General features: G+C 70.0%; 11 protein-coding genes. 6 read left to right on the forward strand and 5 right to left on the reverse strand.

The window, feature by feature from the left end; genetic code table 11:
• Positions 1-207: 207 nt before the first annotated feature.
• A complete protein-coding gene (locus tag VF289_RS02865; RefSeq protein ID WP_330880898.1) occupies positions 208-1,062 on the forward strand; it encodes an NAD(P)H-binding protein in 855 nt (284 codons plus the stop codon).
• Here VF289_RS02865 and VF289_RS19560 read toward each other — a convergent pair.
• On the reverse strand, positions 1,035-1,202 hold the full coding sequence (locus VF289_RS19560) for a hypothetical protein (protein ID WP_414644431.1): 168 nt from the start codon (positions 1,200-1,202) through the stop codon (positions 1,035-1,037). The genes VF289_RS02865 and VF289_RS19560 overlap by 28 nt on opposite strands.
• A gap of 394 nt (positions 1,203-1,596) precedes the next feature.
• Between VF289_RS19560 and VF289_RS02875 the strand changes: the two genes are divergently transcribed.
• Complete coding sequence (locus VF289_RS02875; RefSeq protein ID WP_330880900.1) at positions 1,597-1,962, forward strand: hypothetical protein; 366 nt, start codon at positions 1,597-1,599, stop codon at positions 1,960-1,962.
• A gap of 800 nt (positions 1,963-2,762) precedes the next feature.
• Here VF289_RS02875 and ychF read toward each other — a convergent pair.
• Complete coding sequence (gene ychF, locus VF289_RS02880) at positions 2,763-3,848, reverse strand: redox-regulated ATPase YchF (protein ID WP_330880902.1); 1,086 nt, start codon at positions 3,846-3,848, stop codon at positions 2,763-2,765.
• A 169-nt stretch (positions 3,849-4,017) separates the two neighbouring features.
• Entirely contained in the window at positions 4,018-4,668 is a 651-nt protein-coding gene (locus VF289_RS02885) for an NAD(P)-dependent oxidoreductase (protein ID WP_330880904.1), read from the reverse strand.
• Between the two features lie 182 nt (positions 4,669-4,850).
• Between VF289_RS02885 and VF289_RS02890 the strand changes: the two genes are divergently transcribed.
• Positions 4,851-5,213, forward strand: a complete 363-nt coding sequence (locus tag VF289_RS02890) for a helix-turn-helix domain-containing protein (RefSeq protein WP_330880906.1) — start codon at positions 4,851-4,853, stop codon at positions 5,211-5,213.
• Positions 5,214-5,281: 68 nt separating this feature from the next.
• A complete protein-coding gene (locus VF289_RS02895; RefSeq protein ID WP_330880908.1) occupies positions 5,282-6,508 on the forward strand; it encodes a DNA recombination protein RmuC in 1,227 nt (408 codons plus the stop codon).
• Between the two features lie 24 nt (positions 6,509-6,532).
• On the opposite strand, the gene VF289_RS02900 is transcribed toward VF289_RS02895, so the two are convergent.
• Positions 6,533-7,330 (reverse strand): TetR/AcrR family transcriptional regulator, encoded by a 798-nt coding sequence (locus tag VF289_RS02900; RefSeq protein WP_330880910.1) that lies wholly within the window; start codon positions 7,328-7,330, stop codon positions 6,533-6,535.
• Positions 7,331-7,462: 132 nt separating this feature from the next.
• Between VF289_RS02900 and VF289_RS02905 the strand changes: the two genes are divergently transcribed.
• The gene (locus tag VF289_RS02905; protein ID WP_330880912.1) at positions 7,463-8,386 is read left to right on the forward strand and encodes an ABC transporter ATP-binding protein; all 924 of its coding nucleotides are present in this window, start codon (positions 7,463-7,465) and stop codon (positions 8,384-8,386) included.
• A 16-nt stretch (positions 8,387-8,402) separates the two neighbouring features.
• The gene (locus VF289_RS02910; RefSeq protein ID WP_330880914.1) at positions 8,403-9,233 is read left to right on the forward strand and encodes an ABC transporter permease; all 831 of its coding nucleotides are present in this window, start codon (positions 8,403-8,405) and stop codon (positions 9,231-9,233) included.
• Positions 9,234-9,245: 12 nt separating this feature from the next.
• Here the strand turns inward: VF289_RS02910 and VF289_RS02915 are convergent, their stop codons facing one another.
• On the reverse strand, positions 9,246-9,878 hold the full coding sequence (locus VF289_RS02915; protein ID WP_330880916.1) for a histidine phosphatase family protein: 633 nt from the start codon (positions 9,876-9,878) through the stop codon (positions 9,246-9,248).
• Between the last annotated feature and the right edge of the window lie 90 nt (positions 9,879-9,968).

The raw sequence follows: 9,968 nt of genomic DNA on the forward strand, positions 1-9,968 counted from the left end.
AGCATCTGCACGCAGAGCGGGGCCACCTCGGGGGTCGGACACGACGCAGGCTCCTTCCGGATCACCAAGTAACTTGATCCTACCAGTCAACTTAATGCAGGATGGGGCGCCAGGAAGTTGACTCTGTGAGTCAACTTCAGCATCGCCGTCGCCCGATGCTCGGACGACGCGGCACGTCGGATCGTTGCCCCATGAAAGGACCGTCACATGATCGTCGTCACCGGAGCTACAGGCACCCTCAACGGATCCACGCTCGACCACCTCCTCACACGGATACCGCCGCACCGCATCGGCGTCAGCGTCCGGGACCCCGCGCGAGCGGCACACCTGGCTGACCGAGGAATCCGCGTGCGGCAAGGAAGCTACGACGACCCCGCAGCCCTGCGCCGCTCCTTCGCCGGCGCCGAGCAGGTCCTCCTGGTCTCCTCGAGCGATCTCTCCTCCGACGTCATCGCGCAGCACCGCAGAGCCATTGACGCTGCCGTCGACGCAGGCGCACAGCGGATCCTGTACACGAGCGCGCATGGGACAGCTTTCGACACGCCCTACCCGCCGCTCGCGATCCACGCCGCCACCGAACAGCATCTCGCGGCGTCCGGAGTCGCCTGGACGGCATTGCGCAACGGCTTCTACGGCGACCCCGCCCAGCTGCTCGGTGCCTGGCAGGAGACTGGGGTCATCGCCATGCCCGCCGACGGCCCCTTCTCCTGGGTCGATCGGCGAGATGCCGCAGAAGCCGCCGACGAGATCCTCACGGCTGATGAACCGTTCGACGGACCGATCGACCTGACGCTGCCCGTGCCGGTCACCCTCGCAGACTTCGCCGCTTCCGCATCCCAGATCGCCGGTCGCCAGATCGACCGCGTCATCGTCGACGACGAGAGCTGGGTGTCCGATGCGACGACCAATGGAGTGCCCGAGGCGGTCGCCCGCTTCACCCTGTCGATGTTCCAGGCCACGAGAAGCGGACACTTCTCGGGCTCGGACCCCACGCTCACGCGCCTCCTGGGGCGCGAACCCCGCAGCATCACCGATCAGCTGAAGAGTCCGGATGTCCGGTGACGGAAATACTGCGCTAGGCATTCCACCGCGAGCGGCGTGATCGCAGCGACCTTGCCCCGCAGCGCCCGGCGCGGCCGCACGCCGATGAACTCGGCAAGCTTGTTCTGCATGATCCCGAAGCCCTCGAGGAGATCCTCCATCAGGATCTCTCTCGGCTCTATCAGATCCCGCTCAGTGCCACGGAAGGTCTACGACACCGACAGGTGACGGGTCCAGGAAGTCGACGAACCTGGGGCCGCTGAGCACTGTCGCTGAGGTCGCGAGGGCTGCCAATGGAACACTGTGCGCACGAGAAGTAGGGACGTCTCAGGCTCGACCGCTCCGGGTGACCTCAGGGCGGGAGACCAACCGACTGGATCGCACCGTCGCAGTCCCTGACCGAAGAGGGAGGGAGTCGACGTGGAACAGCACCCCAGGGCGAGCTCGGAACCCAGCGACCAGGCTGAGATCCGGGTGAGCAGGTCGGAATCGCCTCGCGCGAGACTTGTTCGACCCCGCGACGTCCCACGGCCGGAATCGGTCGACGAAGTCAGCATGTGGCCCGGCAGCGAAGACCTGCGCAGCACCGTCCTCGTCTACGCGCCAGCATTCTGGGTGGCGCTCCCCCTTGCGGCTCTCTGCTTCCTGATCCAGCAGCCGCTCACCGATCCCACGGGTGCCGGATGGAGCATCACCATCAACGGCGAGAGCCGCGACTCCTGGCCCGGAGGGGTGCCATGGCTGGCATCGATCGGTGTCAGCGTCTGGTTGCTGATCGCCGTCGGCGTGCTGCTCCTGCGGTTGAGCGTCCTTCGGGACCGGAGGGCCGAGAACGAGTGGATCTACACGCGCGGAGTCGCGCATTCGATCCATCGCGCCTCTGTCGACCTCGACGACGGCGAGGCCAGCAGGGCGACGTAGATCGCCCTCGATCAGCGCCTCTAGGACCAGCACGCGGCACGGGTGCATGCTGCCTTCGAGAACTGGCTCTCGTACGATGGACTGCCGCCCTCGGGCTCCGGGCCCCTCTCCTCGAGCACGCTGTTCGGAGCTCAGATGGACGGCGGCTACTCCATCCTCCACCTCCCCGTCTCCAGCATCGACGGCGCGACGGCCGACCACGAGTGGGTACTCCTCACCGAGCCACAGGGCGATGATTTAAGGGTGCTGGTGACGCCTGTGCCGGTGCCGAAGAAGCTCGCAAGGATCCGCCGCAGGCTCCGCCGGAAGGCCGCGAGGGGTGCCCGATAATCGCCCGGGAGATCATCGCCTCGACGCAGTCCCTGTTCTCAACCGAAGAGCAGACCCGCAGGTGGATGTCGGCGGTGCACACACTCACGACGCGAGCGCGGATCCGACGGTGGGCGGCGCTCGAAAACCTCGGCATGGCCACACTTCTCATCGGCCTCGGGCTCGTCATCCTGGCCGTGTTCGCGTCGATCTGGGTGGCTGTCTGGGCAGGGGCCACCGACATCGACCGCCTGGGCCTGTTCTGGTGGATCTGGGGCGTACCGATCGGAGTCACCGCATGCGGCATCGTCACGGATCTGATGGTGCGCGGGAGTACATGCAGAGCGGTCGCCGGCAGAGTGCCATCGCGATGTGCGGCTTGTTCGCAGTAGACGCAGGGATCGCCGTCGGACTCCGACGAGCACATTAATCCGCCTGAGTCGACCGCCAACGCTGGTTGCGCTGGCGCGAGACGGCCAACCGGAACGCGGCTAGACGTTAAACCGGAACTCCACCACGTCGCCATCCTTCATGACGTAATCCTTGCCCTCGATGCGCACCCAACCCTTGGCCTTGGCCTCCGCCATGGAGCCGGCCTCCATGAGCTGGTCGAAGGAGACGATCTCGGCCTTGATGAAGCCGCGCTCGAAGTCGGTGTGGATGACGCCGGCGGCCTGGGGCGCGGTGGCTCCCTTGGGGATGGTCCAGGCGCGGGATTCCTTGGGGCCGGCGGTCAGGTACGACTGCAGGCCGAGGGTGTCGTAGCCGACGCGGGCGAGCTGGGCGAGCCCGGACTCCTCCTGGCCGGTGGACTCGAGCATCTCGGCGGCCTCGTCCTCGTCGAGCTCGATCAGCTCGGCCTCGAACTTCGCGTCGAGGAAGATCGCCTCAGCGGGGGCGACGAGGTTCCGCAGCGCCTGCTGCGAGGAGGCGTCCGCGAGACCCTCCTCGTCGGTGTTGAACACGTAGATGAAGGGCTTGGCGGTCATCAGCTGGAGGTCGCGGATCACGGCGACGTCGATGCCGGCGGCCTCGGCGCCCTGGTACAAGGTCTTGCCGGTCTCCAGCAGGGCCTTGGCCTTGATGACGTTCGGCAGCACGGCGGCGTCGACCAGACCGCGCTTGGTGTCCTTCTCCAGGCGCTGCATCGAGTTCTCGATGGTCTGGAGATCGGCGAGGATCAGCTCGGTGGTGATGGTCTCCATGTCTCCCGAGGGCGTCACGGAACCGTCCACGCGGGTGACGTCAGGATCGGCGAATGCGCGGGTGACCTGGCAGATCGCATCGGCCTCACGAATGTTGGCGAGGAACTTGTTGCCCAGGCCCTCACCTTCGCTGGCGCCCTTGACGATGCCGGCGATGTCCACGAAGGACACCGTCGCCGGCAGCAGCTTCTGGCTGCCGAACACGGTGGCGAGCTCTGCCAGCCGCGGGTCGGGCAGCGGCACCATGCCGATGTTGGGGTCGATGGTCGCGAACGGGTAGTTCGCGGCGAGGACCTCGGCGCGGGTCAGGGCGTTGAAGAGGGTGGACTTGCCGACGTTGGGCAGTCCCACGATTCCGATAGTTAGAGCCACGGGAGCAGATTCTACGGGACCGTGCCCGGCCGTGACCCCGCCCCGGGGGTGACGTCGCAGACCCCACCTGGACATTCGGGCCTTCCCCGTCGGCGGCGGTCAGCACAATGAGCGCAGCGACGGCGGACGGCCGGGCCCGGGTGGGGCCCGGCCGTCCTCGCGAGGTGGCTCAGTACGCGACGGCGAAGCGGGTGCGGCGGTGGGCCGGCGCCTCCACCTCGTCGAGGATCGCGAGCGCCAGATCCGCGCCCGAGAGCTCGGAGTTCCCGTGCTCGTCCGTGAGCATCACGTCGCCGCCGATGCGATAGGTGCCCGTGGCCTCACCGGGATTCATGCCGTTGAACATCGCGGCGGGGCTGACGAAGAACCAGTCCAGCTCCTCGCCCTCGGCGCGCAGGTCCTCGAGGACGGCGTCGAGCTCGCGAGCCTCGACCTGGAAGGGCTCGGGGAAGTCGGGGGTGTCGACGAGCTTGGGGCCGCCCTCGGCGACGACCAGCGAGCCGGCTCCGCCGATCACGCCGAGGCGCACGCCCTTCTCGGCGGCGAGGCCGCGGAGGGTGGAGTACGCGCCGCGCAGCAGGCCCGCCTCGGCGAGGTCACCGCGGGGCGACGCGGTCGCGATCACGACCTCGGCCCCCTCCAGGAGCTCTGCGAGGAACTCCGCGTCGCGCACGTCGCCGGCGCTGTGGGTGGCGCCGGCGGGCAGCGACTCCGGGGCGGTGCGGCTGACGGCGACGACCTCGTGGCCGCGGCCTGCCGCCTCCGCGACGATGTGGCTCCCGGCGTATCCGGTGCCTCCCAGAACGATGATGCGAGCCATGGGCTCTCCTTCCGTGCGCTCTCCTGAGCGCGGTCGAGATCACGGGGCGAGAATGCCCCTGACCCACCGCACATGCTGTGGGCCTTGACACTCACCGTAGGTAACCTAGTCTCTAATGGGAAGTACGCACTTTGCGGTAACCGTCCCTCCGCGCCATTCCGTCCGTCACCGAGGAGCACATCATGGCCCTGCTCGAGTTCGACCCCTACGACCGTGGCTGCCCCTCGCGCCAGCTGCTGGACCGCATCGGCGACCGCTGGACGGTGCTGGTCATCGGCATGCTCGAGGACGGTCCGCAGCGCTTCTCCCAGATCTCCCGACGGGTGGACGGCATCTCGCAGAAGATGCTCACCCAGACCCTGCGCTCGCTCGAGGCCGACGGGCTGGTGCTGCGCACCGCCTATCCGGAGATCCCGCCGCGGGTCGAGTACGAGCTCACCCCTGTCGGCCGCTCCCTGCTGCTGCCGCTGCACGGCCTGGTGGAGTGGGCGCGCGAGCACATGGACGAGGTGCAGACCGCGCGAGCGGGCGCGGCGCGCGCCTGAGGACCTGCCTGCCGACCGACGGGCGTGGCGGTGCTCGCGTGTCGGACCCCCATGGTGTGCTGGGGCGCATGAGCGGAACACAGATGCTCCTGATCGGGCTGGCCGTCGGTGCGGCGCTCGGAGCCGTCGTCACCTGGCTGCTGCTGCGCGAGCGCACACGGACGCTGGCGGAGAGCCGGCGCGGCGAGACGGATGCGGCCGGGCAGCTGCTGCGCCTGGCGGACGAGCGCCATGAGCGCGATGTCGCCCGGCGGGACGCGGCTGAGGAGGAGCGCGAGGTCGAGCTGCAGCGCACCCTCGCCCCCATCTCCTCGACGCTTGCCCATCTGGAGCGGTCCCTGGCCCGCTCCGAGGCCGCGCGCATCGAGGCGGAGGGGGCGCTGCGGGCGCACCTCGGCCAGCTCGCCCAGCGCGCGCAGTCCCTCGAGTCCGGCACGAGCGCTCTCACCGCCGCGCTGCGCGCCCCCACCGCGCGCGGGCGCTGGGGCGAGGTGCAGCTGCGCCGGATCGTCGAGGCCGCCGGGATGCTCGAGCACGTCGACTTCAGCGAGCAGCTCGCCGGCACGCGGGCCGACGGGAACGCCGGGCAGCGCCCGGACCTGGTCGTCCACCTCTCCGGGGACCGTCACGTGGCGCTCGATGCGAAGGCCCCGATGGACGCCTACCTCGACGCGACCGCGGAGACGGATCCCGACCGCGCCGCGGCCCGCCGGAAGGCGCATGCGAAGGCGCTGCGCCATCACGTCGGCGTGATCTCCGCGAAGGCGTACTGGAAGGCGCTCGGGGACACCCCGGAGTTCACGGTGCTGTTCGTGCCGAGCGACGGTGTGCTCGCCGCCGCGCTCGAGACCGACCCCGCCCTGCTCGAGGACGCCTTCGCCAAGGATGTCGTGATCGCCTCCCCCGCCACCTTGGTCGCCCTGCTGCGCACCGTCGCGCACACCTGGCGCACCGACGCCCTGAACCGCGATGCCCGCGCCGTGCTCGACGCCGGCCGGGAGCTGCATCACCGCCTGGGCACCTTCACCGGCCATCTGGGCAAGGTGGGCCGTTCGCTGGATTCCTCGGTCGCCGCGTTCAACGAGGCGGTCGGTTCCCTGCAGTCGCGCGTGATGGTCACCGCGCGGCGCTTCGAGGAGCTCGGGCTCGCCGGCACCCCGGTGGACGAGGTCGAGCAGCTCACGCGACGGGCGCGCACGCTCGAGGAATCGGAGGTCGAGGACCTCGCGAGCCCCGACGCGAGCGATCAGCGACCCACTGAGCTCGGACTGGACCGTCACCGCTCAGCCGGCTGAACGACCGCGACGATGCGCCGCCGCTCACCGCGGCTGCTGCGCGAGCGGCTCCGCTCCGGCACGCTGCCGCGCCTCGAGCCCATCGATGAGCAGCGACAGACCCAGCCCGAACTCCCCGTCCACCTCCAGCGTGCCGCCGTCGATCACCGGTGCGGCCGAGGGCGTGCCCTCGACCCCCGCCCGCGCGTTCGCCGTGAAGAGGGTCGCGATGTGGGGGAAGCGCTCGGGCGTGATGACTTCGGCGAGCAGACCAGCCCCCTCCGGCGTGGTCGAGACCACCCCCTCCTCGGCCAGCGAGCCCTCGAGCTCGACCATCGAGGCAGCCAGCTGGGAGACCACCAGGATGACCCCGATCTTGGACTCCTGATCGACCTCGAGGTCCGCGAGCGCAGCCATGCCCAGATCAGCAGCCCGGACGGAGTTCGGCATCATCACCGAGGACTGGCCGCGTGAGATCTCCAGCGCCCACGGATGCGAGCGGTACGCCGCCCGGACCAGTTCCGCCCAGGCCGGCAGCGCAGCCCTCCACCCCGCAGGCAGCGCGGACTTCTCCGGCAGGGCGAAGGCCGCATCCTGCATGAGCAGCAGGAGCTCATCCTTGCTGGAGACGTAGCGGTACAGCGACATCGTCGTGAAGCCGAGGGCCTTGGCGACCGCCTGCATCGTCACTGCCGCCAGGCCCTCGGCATCGGCGAGCTCGATCGCGGCGGCGACGATCCGCTCGTGGCTCAGCCCGCGGCTCGGCCCACGCTGCGGCGCCTCCTCCATGCCCCAGGCGATCATCACTGCGCGCGGCAGTCCCGTCTCATTGCTCTCGGCCATGACCACAGTGTTCCACCTCCCTCGACCTCGTCCCCACGAAAACAGTGTGCAAGACACACTGTGTATGACATACTCTGTTGGCACCCCGCAGTTTATGTCGCACACAGTTCTTCGATGCAGTGAGGATCTCTCATGCCCCCGACCGCACCCGCCCTGATCCAGGCCTACGGCCTCTCCAAGTCCTACGGTGATCGTGCCGTGCTGCAGGACGTCACCCTCACGCTCCCCCCGGGGATCCATGCCCTGCTCGGCCCCAACGGCGCCGGCAAGACCACCCTGGTCAAGATCCTCACCACCCTCATCCCTCGGGACGGGGGTGAGCTGCGCGTCTTCGGTCTCGATCCGGTGCATGACCGCCGCTCCCTGCAGAGCCAGATCTCCCTGACCGGGCAGTTCGCCGCCGTCGACGGCGCCCTGAGCGCCCTCGAGAACCTCGAGATGCTGGGGCGGCTGTTCGGCCTCGACCGGAAGGCCTCCCGCCGTCGCGGCCTCGAGCTGCTCGAGCGCTTCGACCTCGCCCCCTCCCGTGACACCCGCACCGCCCAGCTCTCCGGCGGCATGCGGCGCAAGCTCGACATCGCCGCCGGGCTGATGTCCCGCCCCCGCCTGGTCTTCCTCGACGAGCCGACCACCGGTCTCGACACCCGCAGCCGCCTGGTGCTGTGGGAGGAGCTCCGTGCACTCGCCGCCCAGGGCACCTCGATCCTGCTCACCACCCAGTACCTCGACGAGGCCGATGCCCTCGCCGAGCAGATCAGGGTCCTGCACGACGGTCGCATCGTCGCCGGCGGCACCGCCGAGGAGCTCAAGCGGCTCGTGGGCGGCACCGTCCTGCGGGTGACCGGGGAGGGCGACGAGGTGCTCGAGGAGATCCCCACCACGGGCTCCGCGGACGATCTGGCCACCCACCTCGCCGAGGTGGCGGCGCGGCTGCCGCGCGCCGGAGTCACCCTGCACCGCCCCACTCTGGACGACGTGTTCCTGCAGCTCACCGGCCACAGCACCGCCAGCACCGAGACCGCCCCGCAGCACGCCGCCGCTCCCACGCACGCCTGACCACCCGGAGGACACCATGACCGCTCTCGCCCCCACCACGCACGCCCCGGCCACCGCGCCGGCACCGACCTCCGCCGGCTTCCTGACCGGACTCGTCGTGCTCTCGCGCCGCAGCCTGCGACATTCCTTCCGCGACCCCGAATCCGTGCTGATGGCCATCCTGCTGCCGGTGATGATGATGCTGATCTTCGTCTACGTGCTCGGCGGCGCGGTGAGCGTGGACGGCGGAGCCCCCGCGCGCGCCGACTACCTCTCCTACGTGCTCCCGGCGATCGCGCTGACCACCGCGGGCTTCGGCGCCTCCTACACCGCAGTCGTCGTCAGCAATGACATGACCACCGGGCTCATCGATCGACTGCGCACCATGCCGTTCCCGGCAGTGACCGTGCTGCTGGGCCACACGGTCGCCTCGATGGTCCGCAACCTGCTGGCCACGGTGGTGGTGGTGCTGCTCGCCCTCGCGGTCGGCTTCCGCACGGACGCCTCCGCGCTCCAGCTGCTGGGCTCGCTGGGCCTGATCGCACTCTGGATCCTGGTGATCACCCTGGTCTTCGCCACGCTCGGCATGCTCGCCGGCTCCGCCGAGGCGGCCAGCGGGTACGGCTTCGTGCTGCTGTTCCTGCCGTACCTCTCCAGCGGCTTCGCCCCGGTGGAGACCATGCCGGGATGGCTGCAGGGCTTCGCCGCCCATCAGCCGATGACTCCCCTGATCGATGCCTCACGTGCGCTGATGAACGGGCAGGGCGCCGGCGGCGACGCTCTGATCGCCATCGCCTGGTGTGCCGGGTTCATCGCGCTGGCCATCGCGGTGGCCGCCTATGTGTTCCCGCGGCGCACCGCTCGCTGAGCCCGGGCGAGGTCAGTCCGCGGGCTCCGCCTCGGGAGCCGTCGGGGCAAGATTGAACAGCCTCAGACGGCATGCTCCGCGATCGGTGAGGACCTGCCGCTCCTCCACCTCGAGGATGCTCAGGCTCGCCGGGTGGGCCGGCACCGTCAGGGCGGGGTCCAGCCCCACCACCCGCTGGAGCAGCGCACGCACCGGCCCGCCGTGCGTGACCACCAGGACGCTCCGGTGCCCGTCGGCCGCGGCGTCGCGCACCGCGCGGGTGATCCCCTCCAGCACCCGCTCGGTGAGCTCCTCGAACGACTCCCCGCCGGGCGGCCGCAGCAGTCCGGCCCTCCACTCCTGGTACTCCTGCGGCGAGTCCTCCCGCAGCTGCACCGAATGGGTTCCTTCCCAGCGGCCCAGGTGCGCCTCGTCGAGGTGGGGATCGGCGCGGTCCACGCGCAGTCCGAGCGCCTCGGCGGTCTCCCGGGTGCGGCGCAGGGCGGAGGCGACGACCAGCCCGGGAGCGTACGAGCTCACCACGGGGGCCAGTGCGCGAGCCTGCTCCCGCCCCCGCTCGGACAGGGCGATGTCGAGCCGGCCCTGGAGCCGCCCCTCACCGTTCCATGCGGTCTCGCCGTGACGCATCAGCAGCAGGCGGATCATCGCGCTCCCTCCTGCGACGATGACGCCGCATCGGCCGCCGTGGCGGCGTGGGCTCCTGGCTCCTCAGGGCCCCCGTGAGGCGGGAGATCG

Source organism: Brachybacterium sp., assembly GCF_036379615.1.
In the GTDB taxonomy this organism is placed as follows: Bacteria; Actinomycetota; Actinomycetes; order Actinomycetales; family Dermabacteraceae; genus Brachybacterium.